The sequence below is a fragment of the Pseudomonas sp. 43NM1 genome (genome assembly GCF_002836905.1).
GTDB lineage: Bacteria > Pseudomonadota > Gammaproteobacteria > Pseudomonadales > Pseudomonadaceae > Aquipseudomonas > Aquipseudomonas prosekii.
This window is the reverse complement of the sequence record NZ_MKGS01000136.1, coordinates 40,560-59,935: the sequence shown is the minus strand read 5'-3', so window position 1 is coordinate 59,935 and position 19,376 is coordinate 40,560. Positions and strand designations below refer to the sequence as shown.

At 59.2% G+C, this 19,376-nt stretch carries 14 protein-coding genes; 7 read left to right on the top strand and 7 right to left on the bottom strand.

The window, feature by feature from the left end; translation table 11 throughout:
* Positions 1-255 precede the first annotated feature (255 nt).
* From BI292_RS13175 to uvrD, 3 genes are all read right to left on the bottom strand, one after another.
* The gene (locus tag BI292_RS13175; protein ID WP_007943369.1) at positions 256-663 is read right to left on the bottom strand and encodes an SMI1/KNR4 family protein; all 408 of its coding nucleotides are present in this window, start codon (positions 661-663) and stop codon (positions 256-258) included.
* Between the two features lie 137 nt (positions 664-800).
* Positions 801-1,673, bottom strand: a complete 873-nt coding sequence (locus BI292_RS13170; RefSeq protein ID WP_101208139.1) for a Tim44 domain-containing protein — start codon at positions 1,671-1,673, stop codon at positions 801-803.
* A 289-nt stretch (positions 1,674-1,962) separates the two neighbouring features.
* A complete protein-coding gene (gene uvrD / locus BI292_RS13165) occupies positions 1,963-4,146 on the bottom strand; it encodes a DNA helicase II (protein WP_092275892.1) in 2,184 nt (727 codons plus the stop codon).
* A 258-nt stretch (positions 4,147-4,404) separates the two neighbouring features.
* Between uvrD and BI292_RS13160 the strand changes: the two genes are divergently transcribed.
* The 3 genes from BI292_RS13160 (at position 4,405) to BI292_RS13150 (ending at position 8,730) form a co-directional block, all read left to right on the top strand.
* Complete coding sequence (locus tag BI292_RS13160; protein WP_101208138.1) at positions 4,405-7,278, top strand: EAL domain-containing protein; 2,874 nt, start codon at positions 4,405-4,407, stop codon at positions 7,276-7,278.
* Positions 7,279-7,455: 177 nt separating this feature from the next.
* Positions 7,456-8,322 (top strand): transcriptional regulator HexR, encoded by an 867-nt coding sequence (gene hexR / locus BI292_RS13155; RefSeq protein ID WP_008027445.1) that lies wholly within the window; start codon positions 7,456-7,458, stop codon positions 8,320-8,322.
* A gap of 195 nt (positions 8,323-8,517) precedes the next feature.
* Positions 8,518-8,730 (top strand): PA3496 family putative envelope integrity protein, encoded by a 213-nt coding sequence (locus BI292_RS13150; RefSeq protein ID WP_092275898.1) that lies wholly within the window; start codon positions 8,518-8,520, stop codon positions 8,728-8,730.
* Here the strand turns inward: BI292_RS13150 and BI292_RS13145 are convergent.
* Positions 8,672-9,634, bottom strand: a complete 963-nt coding sequence (locus BI292_RS13145) for a LysR family transcriptional regulator (RefSeq protein WP_101208137.1) — start codon at positions 9,632-9,634, stop codon at positions 8,672-8,674. The genes BI292_RS13150 and BI292_RS13145 overlap by 59 nt on opposite strands.
* Before the next feature lie 190 nt (positions 9,635-9,824).
* Between BI292_RS13145 and BI292_RS13140 the strand changes: the two genes are divergently transcribed.
* Both BI292_RS13140 and oadA read left to right on the top strand, forming a co-directional pair.
* On the top strand, positions 9,825-11,240 hold the full coding sequence (locus BI292_RS13140) for an acetyl-CoA carboxylase biotin carboxylase subunit (RefSeq protein WP_092275904.1): 1,416 nt from the start codon (positions 9,825-9,827) through the stop codon (positions 11,238-11,240).
* Positions 11,241-11,251: 11 nt separating this feature from the next.
* On the top strand, positions 11,252-13,060 hold the full coding sequence (oadA, locus tag BI292_RS13135) for a sodium-extruding oxaloacetate decarboxylase subunit alpha (protein WP_101208136.1): 1,809 nt from the start codon (positions 11,252-11,254) through the stop codon (positions 13,058-13,060).
* 207 nt (positions 13,061-13,267) lie between these two features.
* Here oadA and BI292_RS13130 read toward each other — a convergent pair whose 3' ends face one another.
* Positions 13,268-15,547, bottom strand: a complete 2,280-nt coding sequence (locus BI292_RS13130; RefSeq protein WP_256592654.1) for an autotransporter domain-containing protein — start codon at positions 15,545-15,547, stop codon at positions 13,268-13,270.
* Positions 15,548-15,975: 428 nt separating this feature from the next.
* On the opposite strand from BI292_RS13130, the gene BI292_RS13125 reads away from it, so the two are divergent.
* On the top strand, positions 15,976-17,301 hold the full coding sequence (locus tag BI292_RS13125) for a HipA domain-containing protein (protein WP_101208134.1): 1,326 nt from the start codon (positions 15,976-15,978) through the stop codon (positions 17,299-17,301).
* Positions 17,298-17,576 carry a helix-turn-helix transcriptional regulator gene (locus BI292_RS13120; protein WP_101208133.1) on the top strand — a complete coding sequence of 93 codons (279 nt, stop codon included), beginning with the start codon at positions 17,298-17,300 and terminating at the stop codon, positions 17,574-17,576. The genes BI292_RS13125 and BI292_RS13120 overlap by 4 nt, the downstream gene beginning before the upstream one ends.
* Positions 17,577-17,591: 15 nt before the next feature.
* On the opposite strand, the gene BI292_RS13115 is transcribed toward BI292_RS13120, so the two are convergent.
* Both BI292_RS13115 and BI292_RS13110 read right to left on the bottom strand, forming a co-directional pair.
* Positions 17,592-18,446: an amino acid ABC transporter permease gene (locus BI292_RS13115; protein ID WP_101208132.1), complete on the bottom strand. Its 855-nt coding sequence runs from the start codon at positions 18,444-18,446 to the stop codon at positions 17,592-17,594.
* The gene (locus tag BI292_RS13110; protein WP_092275916.1) at positions 18,443-19,264 is read right to left on the bottom strand and encodes an ABC transporter substrate-binding protein; all 822 of its coding nucleotides are present in this window, start codon (positions 19,262-19,264) and stop codon (positions 18,443-18,445) included. Before BI292_RS13110 ends, BI292_RS13115 begins: the two co-directional genes overlap by 4 nt.
* Between the last annotated feature and the right edge of the window lie 112 nt (positions 19,265-19,376).

Sequence of the window (19,376 nt, the reverse complement as noted above, 5' to 3'; positions counted from 1 at the left end):
GGGTTTGCGGCTGCTTCGCAGCCGGACGCAGCCTTCGGCAGCTGCTACATGGATCTGGTATTGGCAGGACTTTGTAGCAGCTGGCGCAGCCTGCGTTCGGCTGCGCAGCAGTCGCCGGATCAGACGCCCGGTGTGTCAGGCAGATGACCGGCGTGAGGTTTGCGGCTGCTTTGCAGCCGGACGCAGCCTTCGGCAGCTGCTACGTTCGGCGGTTGTCACCTTTGGCGGTTGCTACAAAGGGCTGCGGCGGTTTGCTCAGCTTTCCAGCCAGACGTCGCGCGCCCAGTGCCATACCGATTCCCAGGTTTCTTCGGCAATCAGTTCTTCTTCGGCTTGCCACAACACCACGGTGCCGTCTTCTTCGACCAGGTAGTAATCGTCACCGTCCTGGCAGATCGGGATCATGCTGCGGTCGACACCGGCGTCCCAGGCGTTGGCGGCAACGTCCGGCAGGTAAGTGTGGGATTGCGGGTCGGTCACGGTGACCGGCTCCAGGCTGCCGTAGACCACGTCGCTGACGGTCAGCAAAAATTCTCTGAAGACGAATGGGATGTCGATGAACAATTGTTCTTCGATTTCCACGATTTGATCTTCGTCAGGCAACTCCAAGGGGACCGGTACTGGTTCGTTGGCTTCACGCAGTTGTTCGATGATTTCTTCCACGTCCGGGATCCTCTTGCTTGATGGCGCGGTTTAGTTGGGGCGGTTTATACAGTAGCTCGCTATAGATGCAACCGCGAAATAGAAAACCCCGGCCAAGGCCGGGGCTTTTTCTTGCGACACATTCAATGCGGGTCGGTTCAGCCGTTCTGGCGGATACCGGCAACCAGCCATGGCTGGTTCTCGCCCTGCAGGCGTTCCATGTTCCAGCTCTCGCTGAACACTTCGCCCTGGTCGAAGCGTGAAGTCTTCGACACACCACTGAAGGTCAGGGTGGCGATGGTCTTGTCTGCGCGATCATCGACGCCATCCAGCTGCACGTTGAGGTTATCAATGTAAGTGGACTGGAAGCCGTCACCCAGGTCAGCCCGTTCGCGCTTGAGGAACTCCAGCAGTTGCGGGGTCACGAACTCGGCAATCTTGTCCATTTCGTTGGCGTCCCAGTGTTGTTGCAGGGACTGGAAATGGTTGCGGGCCGCAGCAATGAAGTTCTGCTCATTGAACCAGGCTGGTGCATTGATCACCGGACGCGCGGCGGCAGGAGCTGCCGAACCGCCGAAGATCGAACCGGTGCTGGCCGGCTTCTGATCGAACGCTTCGCGGTGCATCGGCGCGCCGGCTGGAGACAGCTGGTCTTGCTGCTTGCGACGACGAGCGGCGATGAAGCGGAAGACCATGAAGGCAATCAGCGCCATGATCAGGATGTCGAAGATCTGCATGCCCTGGAAGCCGTCGCCCATGAACATCGAGGCCAACAGGCCACCGGCGGCGATGCCGGCCAGAGGGCCGAGCCAGCGCGAAGCACCGCTGGCCTTGGTTGCAGCGCCAGCCGCACCGGCGGCGCCCGCAGTGGCGGCAGCGCCACCTGCGGCAGAAGAAGGAGCCATTTGGCTGGTCTGGTGAGACGGCGCAGCGCCGGAGCTCTTGCCGCCACCGAAGCGCTTGGCGTTGGCGTCCAGGCTCATCGTCAGACCAATGCACAAGGCCATGGCGATGCTAAGAAAACGTTTCATAAAGGGAATTCCCATTTGTGGATGGAACGCGTGCCATGTTGCACAGCTGAAGGGTCACTGGCTAGCGGCAGAGTGTTTCGGGCTTTTGCCTGACAGGTGAGGTTCAGGTAAGCCGCGGGATAGAGGGCGATGTACTTTTGTCTGTAAGACAAGCGGACATGCGTTGTAGGAAATGTGAACCCTGTGCGAGCGAGCTTGCTCGCGATGGCCGCACCTCGGTTTATCCGGAGACAAACCGCGGCGCCCCTTTCGCGAGCAAGCTCGCTCCCACAGAAAAGCCTCGCCAGGTTTAGATCGCTTCGAGCTTGGCGTAACCGAGCATCAGCCACTTGCTGCCTTCAGCGAAGTTGACCTGCACCCGCGCCTGCGCGCCGGCGCCTTCGAAGTTGAGGATCACGCCGTCGCCGAACACCGAATGGCGCACCGCTTGGCCGAGGCTGAAACCGGTATCGGGAATCTCGCTGCCGCCGAACAGGCTGCTCGAGCTCTGCTGCTGACCACCGCCGAATGGACGGCTGACGCTGTTGGACAGCCGCACTTCCTGGATCAGACCCTTCGGCACTTCACGTACGAAACGCGACACCTTGTTGTAGGTTTCGCTGCCGTACAGGCGTCGGGTTTCAGCGTAAGTCATCACCAGATTCTGCATTGCCCGCGTAATCCCCACGTAGGCCAGACGCCGTTCCTCTTCGAGACGGCCGGGTTCTTCCAGGCTCATCTTGTGCGGGAACAGGCCTTCTTCCATGCCGACGAGGAACACGTAAGGGAATTCCAGGCCTTTGGCGCTGTGCAGGGTCATCAACTGAATGCTGTCTTCATGCTCGTCGGCCTGAGTGTCCCCGGCCTCCAGCGACGCATGCCCGAGGAACGCCGCCAGTGGCGTCAGGTCTTCCTCGTCCTCGGCGTTCTCGAACGCGCGCGCGGCGCTGACCAGTTCTTCAAGGTTTTCTACCCGTGCCTGGCCTTTCTCGCCTTTTTCCGCTTCGTGATATGCAATCAGCCCCGACTGCTCGATGACGGTCTGGGTCATCAGGTGCAGCGGCATTTCCATGCACTTGGCGGCGAGGTTTTCGATCAGCTCGATAAACCCGCCGAGCGCGCCGGCAGCACGCCCGGTCAGGCCTTTATTGGCCACGAGCAGGCGCATGGCTTCCCACATCGACACATCGCTGTGGCGGGCGTGATCGCGGATCGCTTCGACAGTTTTCTCGCCGATGCCACGGGCCGGAACGTTGATCACCCGTTCCAGCGCGGCATCGTTGCCACGACCTTCAAGCAAACGCAGGTAGGCCATGGCGTTTTTGATTTCCGCACGTTCGAAGAAGCGCTGGCCGCCATAGATGCGATATGGAATGCGCTCGCGCAGCAAAGCTTCTTCAAGAACGCGCGATTGGGCGTTGGAGCGGTACAAAATCGCGATATCGCTGCGGGCCAAGCCGGTTTTAAGCGCGCTTTCGATGGTTTCCACCACATAGCGTGCTTCATCGTGCTCGTTGAACGCGGCGTACAGGTTGATCGCCTCGCCTTCGCCGCCATCGGTCCACAGCTCTTTGCCCATGCGCCCGGTATTGTTGGCGATCAGCGCGTTGGCAGCCTTGAGGATGCCGGCGGTGGAGCGGTAATTCTGTTCCAGGCGAATGGTTTCAGCGTCCGGGAAGTCATCGGAATACTGGTAGATGTTCTCGATTTTCGCCCCGCGCCAGCCGTAGATCGACTGGTCGTCGTCGCCGACCACCATCAGGCTGTCGCCGCCCTTGGCCAGCAGGCGCAACCAGGCGTACTGCACGGCGTTGGTGTCCTGAAACTCGTCCACCAGAATGTGCCGGAAGCGCTTCTGATAATGCTCGAGCAAGCCTGGGTTATCGCGCCACAGGTCGAGGGCGCGCAGCAGCAGTTCGGAGAAGTCGATGACGCCGGCGCGCAGGCACGCGGCCTCGTAGGCTTCGTAAATGCTGCGCATGGTCGCGAGGAACAAATCGCCGCTGGCCTGAATGTGGTGCGGGCGCAGACCTTCATCTTTCTGCCCGTTGATGAACCACTGAGCCTGCCGGGCCGGCCAGCGTTGCTCGTCCAGGCCCAACTCGCGGATCACCCGCTTGACCAGACGTTGCTGGTCGTCGCTGTCGAGAATCTGGAAGGTCTGGCTCAGCTTGGCTTCCTGCCAGTGCGCCCGCAGCAAGCGGTGCGCCAGGCCGTGGAAGGTGCCGACCCACATGCCGGCCGGGTTGATACCCATCAGCTGCTCGATGCGATGACGCATCTCGGCAGCGGCCTTGTTGGTAAAGGTCACCGACAGGATGGAGTGGGGCGAGGCGTTTTCGACCTGGATCAACCAGGCGATACGGTGCACCAGCACTCGGGTTTTACCGGAACCAGCACCGGCCAGGACCAACTGACGACCCACGGCGGCAGCTACGGCCTGACGTTGGGCATCGTTGAGGGAGTTCAGCAGAAGGGAGAGATCATCGCGCATCGGGGCATTCTAGGGGGCGGCGTCACACCGGGCAAACCCCGCTTTGATTTAGCCGATGAAAGATCCATGCAGGACGACCGGTCGGTCACTGCCTGCAAGCGGCGGCGGGGCTCGCTTGAGCGCTTTTGGGCGTCCGTCAGGCGCTGATACTTTTGTCTGTTTTCTGACTTTGGGCAGTTTGGTCAACGGCGCTGCTTGTGTATGCTCCGTGCACGATTCGGGCTCACCACGCTCATTATAAGAACAAGAAAATTGCCTATGACCCTCAGTTCCGACCTGGCGGGCCCTTCAGTGGAGCCGCGGGTTATCCGCAAACAGTACGCCATGCAAATGGCCGTCGAGCGTACGCGCCTGCTGTACCAGGGCTCGCTGTTGCCGACGCTGTTCATGCTGATCAACGGTCTGGTGTGCGCCGGGTTGCTGTGGAGCCCGCAACGCTACTTTCTGGTCAGCGTCTGGCTGATCTGGTTGCTGTCGCTGGTGGCGCTGCGGGTGATTCAAGTGGCGGCCTTCGATTCAGCGATTCCCAATCGCCAGGCTCACCCGATCTGGATTCGCATGTTTTTGCTCGGCTCGGCCATGACCGGGCTGACCCTCGCGGGCGCCGGCATTGCCCTGGTCCCCGCCGACACTTTCATTCAGCAAGCCTGGGTATTCGGCCTGATCGGCGCCGCCGCACTCTCGGCGAGCGTCGCGTATGCGGTCAGCCTGCCGGCGTTCCTCTCGTTCACGCTGCCCTGTCTGTTGCCGGCGATTGCCTACATGTTTTGGGGCGGCGATGAGCAGCAGCAAGGTTGGGGCTGGTTCGGGCTGATCCTGCTAGGCGCGTTGAGCGTGGTCGCGTGGCAGGTCAATCGGCTGATTGATCGTGGTTTGTTGCGGCGCTTCCAGAATCAGGCGTTGATCGAACATCTGCAGCAGGCACAAGCGCAGAGCGATCAGCTCAATTACGAGCTCGCCAGCGAAATCGATCAGCGCCGCAGCGCCGAAGAAGAGCTGCGCGAAGCCCAGGTCGAACTGGAAAACCGCGTGGCCGAACGCAGCCAGGAGCTCAGTGCGGCGACTCAGGCCCTGGGCAAAAGTGAAGCGCGTCTGGCGTTGGCGCTGAAGGCCAGCGAACTGGGCTTGTGGGACTGGAACCTGCAAACCGACGAGGTCCATCACACGCAGATTCAGGAGCTGTTCGGCCTCGCGCCGGAATACGTCACCGCGATGCTCAGCCACCTGCGCCCGCGCCTGCACCCCGACGACGTGCCGGCGCTCAAACGCGCGCTGGTCGAGCACTTGAAGGGCCGCAGCGAGGATTACCAGATCGAATACCGCGTGCGCCATGGCGACGGCCATTGGGTCTGGATCGAGGACCGTGGCCGCGCAGTCGAGCGCAGTGACAGCGGGCGGGTGATCCGCATGGTCGGCACGCGCCGCGACATCAGCGCCAGCAAAGGCCTGGAAGAACAGCGGCAACTCGCGGCCACCGTGTTCGAAGCGGCCAGCGAAGGCATCGTCATCCTTGATCCGCATTACACGCTGATCGCCATCAACCAGGCGTTCAGCCGCGTCACCGGCTACGACATCGGCGACATGCTCGGCCACAACGTGGTCGATTTGCCGTGCAGCCGCGACGCCCGGCGCCACTACAACGTCATCCACCAAGCGCTGGAGCAACACGGCAGTTGGCAGGGCGAACTGGTGGAAACGCGCAAGAATGGCGAGCTCTATCCGCAATGGCTGCAATTGAACACGGTGCGCGATAGTCGCGGAAAGGTCAGCCATATTGTCGGCTTCTTCGCCGATCTATCGGCGCGGCGCGAATCCGAAGAGCGCATGCGATTCCTCACTCATTACGACGAATTGACGGGGCTGGCCAACCGTTCGCTGTTCCGCGAGCGATTGGGCGAGGCTCATCAGCGGGTACGTCAGGGCGGTCGCCGCAGTTTGGCCTTGCTGCATATCAACCTCGATCGTTTCAAGCTGCTCAACGACAGCCTCGGCCATGAAATCGCCGATCAACTGCTGCAGAAAATGGCCCGGCGGCTGATCAATGCGTTGCCCGAGGCCGACACCATTGCGCGGCTGTCCGGCGATGAGTTTGCGGTGCTGTTCGACGCCTACGGCAACCTGTCGAGCCTGGCCCGCGTGGCCACCCGGTTGTCGGCCAAGCTGCGTTTACCGGTGACGGTCGACGGGCATGAGTTGGTGGTCAGTGCGTCGATGGGCATCAGTATGTTGCCGGACAATGCGCGAGAGATTTCCGCGCTGGTCAGCCAGTCGAACATGGCCATGCAGCACGCCAAACACTTGGGCGGGAACAATTTCCAGTTCTACACCGAGAGCCTGCAAGCGAGCACGCTGGAACGCCTGCAACTGGAAAACCACCTGCGCAAAGCCATCGAAGAAAAGCAGCTCAAAGTGTTTTATCAACCGAAGCTGTGCCTCGCCACGGGCCGCTTGAACGCTGCCGAAGCCTTGGTGCGCTGGGAGCATCCGACCATGGGCCACGTGCCGCCCAATGAATTCATTGGGCTGGCCGAAGAGACCGGGCTGATTGGCCCGATCGGCGAGTTCGTGTTGCGCCAGGCCTGCTGGCAAGCCTGTGAATGGCAGCGTCAGGGCCTGCCGCCGATTCGAGTATCGGTGAATTTGTCCGTGCATCAATTGCGTCAGGGCAAACTGGTCAGCCTCGTGCGTCAGGTGCTGGAAGAGACCGGGCTGGCCCCGCAGTTCCTCGAACTGGAACTGACTGAAAGCCAGTTGCTGGACAGCGTCGAACACATCATCGCGACCTTCCAGCAGTTGCGCGACTTGGGCGTGAAACTGGCGATCGACGATTTTGGTACGGGTTATTCGTCGCTGAGCTATCTCAAGCGCATTCCGGTGGATTACGTGAAGATCGATCAGGCGTTTATTCGTGGACTCGGCGAGGGCAGCGAGGACGCGGCGATCACTCGGGCGATCATTGCGATGGCGCACGGCTTGTCGCTGAAAGTCGTGGCGGAAGGCGTTGAGCGCGCGGAGCAGTTGGCGTTCCTGGAGGCCGAGCGCTGCGATGAAGTGCAGGGTTATTTGATCAGTCGTCCGGTGGAAGCCGCTGATCTCGCTGAGCTGCTGCGAAAGGACGCCAATTCTTTGTAGCAGCCGGACGCAGCCTTCGGCAGCTGCTACAAAGGCCCAAAGGTGCTACATGGAGCGCATGAGGCGTGGAATCGGGACATCGAGTTACGCATTGGGCAGGCAAAAAGCCGATTCATGTAGTATAACTACAAGCTTGCTACATCCCCGGCGCCTGCCAATAACAAAGAGTCCAGCCCCTTGAATCTGCTGCAACATATCGCCCAGTCCCGCCACCTGTTACGCAAGTCGGAGCTCAAGGTCGCCGATCATGTGCTGCTTGATCCTGCGGCGGTGATGCACAGTTCCATGGCCGACCTGGCCCACAGCGTGGGCATCAGCGAGCCGACCATCGTGCGCTTTTGCCGCGCGATCGGCTGTTCCGGTTTCCAGGATCTGAAACTGAAACTGGCGCAGAGTCTGGCCGCCGGTGCGAGCTTCGGGCAGTTCGCGATTCATGAAGACGATTCGGTCGCTGACTACAGTCTGAAAATCTTCGACACCACGTTGCACACGTTGATGGAGGTTCGCGAGAAGCTCGATCCAGTGGAATTGCAGCGCGCGGTGTCGCTGATGTCGCAAGCGCAGCGGGTCGAGTTTTATGGCTTTGGCGCCTCCGGCGCGGTCGCGGCAGACGCGCAGCATAAGTTCTTCCGGTTGCTGCTGACGGCAGCGGCGTATTCCGATCCGCACATGCAGGCGATGTCGGCGGTGACGTTGAAGCCGACCGATGTGGCGATCTGTATTTCCCAGTCCGGCCGCTCCAAGGATTTGTTGATCACGGCGAATCTGGTGCGCGAAAGCGGCGCCTCGCTGATCACCTTGTGCCCGAGTCAGACGCCGTTGGCCGAGCTGTCGACCGTCAATTTGGCGATCGATGTGCACGAAGACACTGAGATCTACACACCGCTGACCTCACGCATCGCCCATCTGGTGGTGATCGACGTGTTGGCGATGGGCGTAGCGATGGCGCGCGGGCCGAGCCTGGTCAACCACCTCAAGAGCGTCAAGCGCAGCCTGCGCAGCTTGCGGTTGTCGCCTAAATCAGTGAAAGCGCTGGACGACTGATTCCTTATTTGTCTTGAGGGTCTCTTCGCGGGCAAGCCTCGCTCCTACAGGTATGCGATATCTGTAGGAGCGCGGCTTGCCCGCGAAGGCGTCTCTGGAAACAACAACTTTCATCTGTCTGTAATCAACCCGCCGCCAAATCGTCATCCGCGACGCTCATCGTGTAACTCCCGTAATCGCCTTGGGAGAACCGAAATGGCCCAGCCCTACGAAGAACGCAACAGCGCCCTGAAAACCCGTCGTCAGCAGGAAGACCAGCGCCGCATGGAGTTTCGTCGTGCCATCGAAGATCGCTGCGAACGCCGCCAGCTGCTGGCCGAGATTGGCGATTACCCTGACGAGCTCGAACTCAACTACTGGCAGGCAGCCCCGGCAACTTCCCGTCGAAGCGCTCAACCAACGCGCTGATTTGCACCCGCTCGCTGCGGATAAACGCCAGGAAGGCGTGCGCTACCGGTGACAGGCGTTTGGCTTTGGCCTGCACCAGGCACCAGCTGCGATACAGCGGCAGCTCGTCGACCGGCAACTCGATCAGTGCGCCGGTCGCCAACTCAAGGTTCAGGGCGTGGCGCGTCAACAGCGCCAGGCCCAGACCCGCCGACACGCATTCACGCTGAGCCTCGGCCGAGGCGACTTCCTGAGTCTGGGTGAAGTGCACGCGTTTCTCTTTGAAATACTCTTCGCAGGCCATTCGCGTCCCGGAGCCCGGCTCGCGCATCAGCAGCGTGTACGGTTCCAGATCCTGCAAACGCAGCGGGCCCATGTGGCACAGCGGATGATCCGGCGGCGCCACGGCGACAATCGGGTTGTTCAAAAAGGGCAGGAATTCCAGGCCCATGTCCTGCGGGACCATCGACATGATCACCAAGTCATCGCGGTTATCCGACAGCCGCCGAATCACTTGGCCACGGTTGACCACGGTCAGGTGCAGATTCACCTCGGGATGCTGGCGTTTGAACGCGGCAAACAGGTGCGGCACGAAGTATTTGGCGCTGGATTCCACCGCCAGTTTCAGTTGCCCCTGCAGCGAACCCTGCATGTCCGACAACTGCATATCCAGGTTTTCCAGGCGTCCGAAAATATCCCGACTGGCGCGCTGAAGCGCTTCAGCCGCTTCGGTCATGTAGAGTTTTTTGCCGACGTAATCGAACAGAGGTTGGCCGATCAGCTCCTCAAGTTGACGAATCTGCAGGCTGACGGCAGGTTGTGTCAGAGACATTTCATCCGCCGCGCGGCTGTAAGAGCGCAAATCACAAACCTCATTGAAGATCTGCAATTGACGCAATGTCATACGCATCAATGACTTACGCATTTTATAAACACTCTCACCAGCGGCTGATCGGGCAACTATAAGTCTTTACTTATGGCTGACCCAATTATTAATCATTTTTGTTAATCCCTCGCGAGGGCTAGTGTGGGGCTGCGACTAAATTGAAACATTTAGTCACGCGCCGACCTGGTCTAGCAGGTCGTGGGTACCACCGGCTCAAGGGAAACTCCAAGTGATAACAAAGATCCTGATCGCCAACCGTGGTGAGATTGCCGTACGAATCGTGCGTGCCTGCGCCGAAATGGGCATTCGCTCGGTCGCGGTCTATTCCGACGCCGACCGCCATGCCTTGCATGTAAAACGTGCGGACGAAGCCCACAGCATCGGTGCCGACCCACTGGCCGGTTATCTGAACCCGCGCAAGCTGGTCAATCTGGCGGTGGAAACCGGTTGCGATGCGCTGCATCCCGGTTACGGTTTCCTCTCGGAAAACGCCGAACTCGCGGACATCTGCGCTGAACGCGGGATCAAATTCATCGGGCCATCGGCCGAAGTGATTCGCCGCATGGGCGACAAGACCGAAGCGCGCCGCAGCATGATCAAGGCTGGCGTACCGGTCACTCCCGGCACCGAAGGCAACGTCGCCGACATCGCCGAAGCGCTGACAGAAGGCGATCGCATCGGTTACCCGGTGATGCTCAAGGCCACTTCCGGTGGTGGCGGTCGCGGCATTCGTCGCTGCAACAGCCGTGAAGAACTTGAACAAGCCTTCCCCCGGGTGATTTCCGAAGCGACCAAGGCATTTGGTTCGGCGGAAGTGTTCCTGGAAAAATGCATCGTCAATCCCAAGCACATCGAAGCGCAGATCCTCGGTGACAGCTTCGGCAATGTGGTGCACTTGTTCGAGCGCGACTGCTCGATCCAGCGCCGCAACCAGAAGCTCATCGAGATTGCCCCGAGCCCGCAACTGACCCCGGAACAGCGCGCCTACATCGGCGACCTGTCGGTGCGCGCGGCCAAAGCCGTGGGCTACGAGAACGCCGGCACCGTGGAGTTCCTGCTCGCCGAGGGCGAGGTGTACTTCATGGAGATGAACACGCGGGTGCAGGTGGAACACACCATCACCGAAGAAATCACCGGCATCGACATCGTCCGTGAGCAGATTCGCATCGCCTCCGGCCTGCCGCTTTCGGTGAAACAGGAAGACATCCAGCACCGCGGTTTCGCGCTGCAATTTCGCATCAACGCCGAAGACCCGAAGAACAACTTCCTGCCGAGCTTCGGCAAGATCACCCGTTATTACGCACCCGGCGGTCCCGGCGTGCGCACCGACACGGCGATCTATACCGGCTACACCATTCCGCCGTTCTACGACTCCATGTGCCTGAAACTGGTGGTGTGGGCGTTGACCTGGGAAGAGGCCATGGACCGTGGCTTGCGCGCCCTCGACGACATGCGTCTGCAAGGGGTCAAGACTACCGCCGCGTATTACCAGGAAATCCTGCGCAACCCGGAATTCCGTAGCGGCCAGTTCAATACCAGCTTCGTTGAAGCCCACCCTGAACTGACCAACTACTCGATCAAGCGCAAACCCGAAGAGCTGGCCCTGGCCATCGCCGCCGCCATCGCCGCCCACGCAGGCCTGTGAGGAATAACAAAATGTCCAAGAAAATCCATGTAACCGACACAATCCTGCGCGACGCCCACCAATCGCTGCTCGCCACTCGCATGCGCACCGAAGACATGCTGCCGATCTGCGACAAGCTCGACAAAGTCGGCTACTGGTCGCTGGAATGCTGGGGCGGCGCGACGTTTGATGCCTGTGTTCGTTTTCTCAAAGAAGACCCGTGGGAGCGTCTGCGCCAACTGCGCGCGGCGTTGCCTAACACGCGCCTGCAAATGCTCCTGCGGGGCCAGAACCTGCTGGGCTATCGCCACTACAGCGACGATGTTGTGAAAGCCTTCGTGGCCAAAGCCGCGGTCAACGGCATTGACGTGTTCCGCATCTTCGACGCGATGAACGACGTGCGTAACCTGCGCGTGGCTATCGAAGCAGTGAAAGCGGCGGGCAAACATGCCCAAGGCACCATCGCCTACACCACCAGCCCGGTGCACACGATTGACGCGTTTGTCGCGCAAGCCAAGCAAATGGAAGCCATGGGTTGCGACTCCGTGGCGATCAAGGACATGGCCGGCCTGCTGACGCCGTACGCCACTGGCGAACTGGTCAAGGCATTGAAATCCGAGCAGTCGTTGCCGGTGTTCATTCACTCGCACGACACCGCTGGCCTGGCGACCATGTGCCAACTCAAAGCGATCGAAAACGGCGCCGATCACATCGACACCGCGATCTCCAGTTTCGCTTCGGGCACCAGCCACCCTGGCACCGAATCGATGGTTGCGGCCCTCAAGGGCAGCGAGTTCGATACCGGCCTGAACCTCGAACTGCTGCAAGAGATCGGGCTGTACTTCTACGCCGTGCGCAAAAAATATCACCAGTTCGAAAGCGAGTTCACCGCGGTCGATACGCGGGTTCAAGTCAACCAGGTACCGGGCGGGATGATTTCCAACCTGGCCAACCAGTTGAAAGAGCAGGGCGCCCTGAACCGCATGGCCGAAGTGCTGGCAGAAATCCCGCGCGTTCGTGAAGACCTCGGCTTCCCGCCGCTGGTGACCCCGACCTCGCAAATCGTCGGCACCCAGGCGTTCTTCAACGTGCTGGCCGGCGAGCGCTACAAAACCATCACCAACGAAGTGAAGCTTTACCTGCAGGGCGGCTACGGCAAGGCGCCGGGCACGGTGAACGAGAAACTGCGTCGTCAGGCAATCGGTAGCGAAGACGTGATCGACGTGCGTCCGGCTGATCTGCTGAAACCGGAAATGACCAAGCTGCGTGGCGAAATCGGCGCCGTCGCCAAGTCCGAAGAGGACGTGCTGACCTATGCGATGTTCCCGGACATCGGCCGCAAGTTCCTCGAAGAACGCAACGCCGGCACCCTGACACCGGAAGTGCTGCTGCCGATCCCTGAAGCCGGCAGCGTGACCTCGGCCAGTGGCGAAGGCGTGCCGACCGAGTTCGTCATTGACGTCCACGGCGAAACCTACCGCGTCGACATCACCGGTGTCGGCGTCAAGGCTGAAGGCAAACGTCACTTCTACCTGTCCATCGACGGCATGCCGGAAGAAGTGGTGTTCGAACCGCTCAACGAATTCGTCAGCGGCGGCAGCAGCAAACGCAAGCAAGCCACCGCGCCGGGCCACGTCAGCACCACCATGCCGGGCAACATCGTCGATGTGCTGGTCAAGGAAGGCGACTCGGTGAAAGCCGGGCAATCGGTACTCATCACCGAAGCGATGAAAATGGAAACCGAAGTCCAGGCTGCCATCGCCGGCAAGGTCACCGCGATTCATGTGGCCAAGGGCGACCGGGTCAATCCGGGTGAAATCCTGATCGAGATCGAAGGCTGAGATAACAGCCGCGATACACCGCTTTAAACCTCGGGGGGGCATGTGCTCCCCTTTTTTTTGCCTGAATATTGGGCTCACAACGCTCCCTTGTAGGAGCGAGGCTTGCCCGCGAAAGCGTTGTGTCAGTCAGTTTTGATATCGACTGATCTGCCGCCATCGCGAGCAGGCTCACTCCTACAGGGTTATTGGTGTGTCATTGATTGCTGATCAGAACGCCATTCGCCACTGGCCCATCACGCCGTGGCTGCGGCTGTCGTTGCCCAGCTCTGCGTTGTAGCCGACGCCGAGCGTATGCCGGGGCGAAACGGCGAGGTCCAGTCCGGCATCGAGCATCAGGCTGTCACGGTCCAGCGCCGCGCCTTCAACGGTGTAAGTCTTGCCGCCGGTGACCAGTCGTTGCCGGGTTTTGCTGTCGACATCGCCGTAGGTGTGTTTCCAGCCAGCGCTGAAGCGCGGCGTGACTTGCATACCGTTATCCAGCGTATTGAGCTGCGCCAGGCGCAGGCCGAAAGTGCCGCTGAAATTGTCGCGGGTTTGCCCATGAACTTGCAGCTTCGCCGCGCCACCCTTTTCGGTGTAGCTGTCGCGGTGATAGCGCTGGTAACCGAGATTGGCGAAGGGCTCGGCGCTGATCATGCCGTTACCGAGGTTGTAACCGAACTCGGCGAATGCCTGTTGAGTGTTGGCGTCGTAGCGACCCTTCAGACGATCGCTGAAACCATTGAACGCGATCTGGCGTTTGGTGCTGCCCGCATGCTTGCCATGACTTGCCCCCAGACGTATCGCCAACGGCCCACTTTGACGCAGCGCATAGGCGCCGAGGTGCCAACTGTCGAGGTCGCCGTCCAGCCGGCTACCGTCCAGTCGCGTCTGCGATTTCGCACCGATGACACCGAGGCTCCATTGCTTGTCGAGTGCCCAATCGGCGCCCATTACCAAACCTTTGGTGGAGTGTTGCAGCGCGCTGCTGACATGCCCGCGATCCACCGTGCCGCCACTGCCGAGCGCCTGGAACCACACTCTGCCATCCGCATCGCCGCCCGCCGCCAGACTCGGCGCCGAGTTTTGCGCATTGAAATTGCCACGATCCATCTGCCGCATGGCGGAGAGCATGCTGCCGTTCACCGGGTCGATACTGCGCAGGGTAGCGTTCGCCAGATTGGCATTGATCCCCGCAGCTAATTGCTCGATGGCAATGGCAGCGGTGGCTTTGTCGGAACCGAGCAGGGCGGCGATTGCGGCGTTGGTTGGCAAGTCAGGTTTTGCCGGCGCTGCAGCAGGTTGGGTGGCTGGGGATGATCCCTGGAGGATTGCTGCTTCTGGAGGGGGAGGCTCAATCACTTGGGCAATAGAAGTTTCAGGTGCTTCCACCACGTTCTGTATTGGCGCAGATAAGTCCGTCTCGGAGACGGAAGCTTCAGCAGACGCGGGATCCGGCATTTCGATGACCAGCTTTGGCGTCGAAGCGACTTCAAGCGGCTCCGGCATCGGAGGTAACGTTGACTCTACGAGCGATGTCTCGGGGGCGGGGGTAGAAGGCACGTGGATAGGCGTTTCATTAGTCGCCACTGTTGTTGTCGCAGGAGGCTTGGAAACTTGCTCCTCACTGACACTTTTACCAAGCGCGCGTCCGTTGTCGTCGGTCGCGAGTTTATCCAAAGGCACATCATTGCGGGTGAACGTCAGGCCGACACTCTTTGCTTCGTAAGTCGCAGCAGGTGTGAAGAAGGCCAGATCACTAATCAACTTGCCGAACACGCCGTCGACCTTACTCGCCGTCATCACTACGTATTGGCTAATTAATGGATACTCACCCGTCACGGCGACAACCTTCAGCGTGGCGTTTCCAAGTTGAGCGCCACCATCGACCTGAATAGTTTGGCTATGGCCATCGGCGTTCACCTCATAAGCCAACTCTGCCGTGTCTTGCAGTTCCAGATTGCCTCGCACATGCGGCGCTCCGTGCAACGCATTCACTTCCAGCCGACCCGCAACCTGCAAGTGGTGGACCGAGCCTTTGCCGCGAAAGGTCGCGCCCTTATCAACCGATACCTGCCCGCCGATACGTCCCAGGTTGGTCAACGTTGCCTTGTCGGCGACCATCGCGCCTTCATGGAAATCGTTTTCTCCCGTTCGTGTCCAAAAACCTCGTTTGATGAACAGTTGGTTGAAATTCTTGCTCTCTCCCAATGCACCACCATTGAGCGTATCAAGTTGCAAAATGTTGAGGCCGCCGCCGCCATCAACGATTCCGTTAAAGCGGCCGCGACGGCTGACCATCACCAGATCGTCGTCATCGCCCAGTTTCAACGCGATACCGTCAGGGCCAGAGGCTCTAGCTGTGACTTCTGTTTTAAATGTTTCCGGACGGTTGATAAAAGTTTCGATCGCCGTCAGATGCGCCGCCGGCAATGGCAACGAAGGAGCGGGTTCTTGAGCATGCGCAGAACCGGCATGGCCCAGCGCGATAGAGATCGCCAGGGCCATGCAATGCGGTCGAAAAGTGTGCCTGATGGACATCGGGTTCAGCCTCTTTTGGGGTGAGGCCAAACTGTAAAAGTCGATCCGTTTTGAGTCTGTCAGCCAACTCCTGACGCCTCGAAAGGCATGGCGACGGCGCCTGTAGCCGAATCCATTGCAGACTTCGGCTGCTGAGCATTTCACCCACGGATCAGACGCTTTTCCCTACAACCATCGCAGACGCTTCCATTGGCGAAATGTTGGAAACTCAACTTCAAATGAACAGTCGATCGCCGAGAATATGCCGTCGTGCATCTAATTGCATTTTTTCCACCATCAATGCCTGAGTAATGCATTTAATTGCGTATTTTTATATTTACCAAGCGTCGATCTGCACTATATTGCATCATGCACGCGTAGCCTCAACGCTGTGCGTATCAACTTTCGGGTGGTCCATGTACACACTGACACTGCAACTCTACGCATCAGGCGAGTGGTCAGACGCAATGACTCTCAAGTTTTCCGAGCCCTCAAAGGGTTTCGAGAGTCCTTGCCGATTGGGCTATATCACTGGTTACGTATCGAACAATGTCGATGACATCGATTCACCGTTTTCCAAAGCTGTCAGCGCCAGGTTGCCTTTAGTTTGGGATAACGCATCGCTGAAGAAGGCGCCGGCCTTCCTTTTCGATATAGCCCCGGCCGGCGCTGCAAAACGCTTCCTTATGGGACGAGTCGGTCAGGACAAACCTGATGGCATCAGCGCCGATTTATTCTTGCTGGCGCACAGTACTCCTGCGCCTATAGGACACTTGAGGATCAAGGAATCGGCGGAACTCGCAGATGGAAGACCCGCCGTAGGTTTCCCTCGTGAAGAAGTCATCGCTCGCGACAATACTTTTTTGGAATACGCCTATGAGCAAGGCGCAGCTATTGGGGGAGCCACCGGGGCGGGTGGTGAAGCGCCGAAACTTTTGATGTCGCAAGGACGTGACGGACTTCTATATCCGGATGCGGTGCTAAATGACGAACAAGTGGCCCGGCACTGGTTTATAAAATTTGCCCGTAACAGAGCGACCCTCACGGATCAGATCATTCTCAAAAGCGAATTTCATTACTACAAGGCGTTGCATAGTCTGGGCATTGAGACGATAGCGCAGGATGGGCTGGCGCTAGAGGAGGCCACTAAACCCAGTCTCTGGATGAAGCGTTTTGATCGTGAGGTTTCCAAACATGGGGTTGAGCGATTCGCCGTCGAATCCATCTATTCGCTCGCGGGCGTGACAGTTCCCGGCAGCTACATGAACCACTTGGAAGTGATTCAGCTACTCGCGCGACTATGGATACAAGCCGGACAGATTGATCAGGTACCTGCCCTGGTGTCTGATTATTTGCGGCGTGATCTGCTGAACAAGATTCTAGGCAACTCTGACAACCATGGCCGCAACATATCCATCATTCGCGGTACAAACTCTTTTCGCCTTGCCCCAATCTACGATCTTGCGCCGATGGTGATGGACGACGAAGGTGTCACGCGCACGACTAAATGGCCTAGAGATCTGGAGGTAGCGGGAGAAGTGAAATGGCGAGAAGTGTGTAACGCGTTAAAAGTTATCGCAGATCCCGAAACACTGTACGAAGCCCTGCGCGAGGACGCTGCCCGGTTGTCGGCTTTACCGGACATTCTCACCGCAAGTGGCCTTCCCGAGACCACGATGAATCATCCGTCCATCGCCCTGAGAAACCTTGAACAGCGGTTCAAGAGTTGGGGGTTGAAATGACCCTCAGCATTGATGCCCGTACTCTGTTAATAGAGAGCATTCAGGTCGGCCTTGCCGACGACACCCTTTCAATCAACGCAGCAGTCCGCCGCTTGCGTGTCGAAGTGACCGGTTTGAACCAAACCCAATTCGCGAGGATGTGCAAAATTTCGGTGCGTACGCTGGTGCATCTTGAGCATGGGGAGGGTAACCCGACGCTGAAGTCGCTGAATGCCGTGTTCCGCCCGTTTGGCTTGAAGATGGGCGTCGTGCGGCTTCGGCGCGATTTCAGCTAAGCCTCCAATTTACGGCTAACCCCGCCCCAAATACGCCTTCCCATAATGCCGCTCCATCCGCGCCTGGATCAGTTCAAGCCCAATCGACATCACCCAGTAAATGATCGCCGCCGTGGTGAGCATTTCGATATAGCGATAGCTAGACCGACCATACGACTGCGCCAAAAACATCACTTCCCAGACGCCCATCACCGAGATCAGCGACGAGTCTTTGAGCATCGAGATGAATTGGTTGGTGGTCGGCGGGATGATGGTGCGCATGGCTTGGGGCAGGGTGACGCGCCAGAAGATCACGCTTTCGCGCATGCCCAGGGCCAGCGAGGCTTCGCGTTGGCCGTGGGGGACGCCGAGGATGCCGGCGCGGAAAATTTCGCTGAGGTAAGCGCCGTAGTTCAGTGACAGCGCGATGATCCCGGCGGCGATGGCGCCCGGGACAATGCCCAGTTGCGGTAGACCGAGGTAGATCAGCAGGATCTGGATCAGCAGCGGCGTGCCGCGAAAGAATGAGGCGTAGAAACTGGCGATGCCGAACGCCACGGCGCTTTTCGACAAGCGCGCCAGCGCGGTAATGAAGCCCAGCAGTGACGAGGCGACGATCGAGCACACGCAGAGAAACAGCGTCAGTGCCGCGCCTTGCAGAAAGCCATTGGGCGCCAGGTGCAGGCCGACGAGGTTCGGCAGTTTGTCGAGAATGATCGAGAACTTCAGGTCGAAGCTCAGGAAGAAACTGGCGAACAATCCGAACATCGCCGCCCACGTCAGGTACAACCGCGTGCGGAAACCGAACACGCGTTGCAGAGGTGACTCAGCGACGGGTTGCGGTACTTGTGGCAACTGCGGCGGCTGTGGAGGTTGGTGAAAAGAAGTCATTTGCTGATGTCAGCGCCGATCCATTTTTGCGACAGCTTGCTCAAGGTGCCGTCCTGTTTCAGTTGCGCGAAGACCTCACGCACCTTGCCGTCCCACTGTGCGTCGCCCTTTTCGATGGCCACTGAGTTCGGCTCGGAGTACAGCGGGTCGCCCGCCAGTTTGAAGCGCTTGTCCTGATTCAGGCGTGGTTGCGCGGTCACCAGATTGGTGAGGATCGCGTCGAGGCGCACCCCGGCGCCGAGTCCCAGATCCTGGAAGGCGACGTTGTCGGTGTCGTACGGCGCGATCTGCACATCCTCGAACGGGTACTGCAATTGCGTGTCTTCGGCGCCTTCGATGACCAGGTTTTTGTTCAGGTAGCTTTCGTAGCTGGAAGCGCTGGTGAGGCCGACTTTTTTCCCGCTCAGGTCCTTGGCGTTGTGGATGCGCTCATCCTTGGCGTTGACCACGATCACGGCGGGCGAGGCGTAATACTCGACCGGAAAATCGAAGACTTCGGCGCGCGCCTTGCTCGGGGTCATCGAGCAGATGCAGATGTCGTAGCGACCGCTCCAGCGGCCGGCGGCGATCACGTCCCAGGACGGCGTTTCGAGGCGCAGTTTGACCCCGAGTTTCTCAGCCACGGCTTTGGCCACGTCGACGTCAAAACCGTCGAGCTGGTTCTGGTCGTTGAGGAATGAAAACGGTGGGTAGCTTTCCATTAATACGCCGACCAGCTCTTTGTTTTGCTCGACGCGGTCCAGCGTGGCGCCGCCGAAAGCCTGGGTAGAGGCGGCCAGAATGGTCAGGCCCAAGGCCAATAGCGGTTGAAATTTCACAGTTGATCCCTGAAAAAAAAGAGGTTGTTATTAACCGAATGGTGCGTATTAAATAGTTATAAGAACGACTCTGATAGTGAGTTATTTTCATAAGCATATGAGTGAAAAGCAT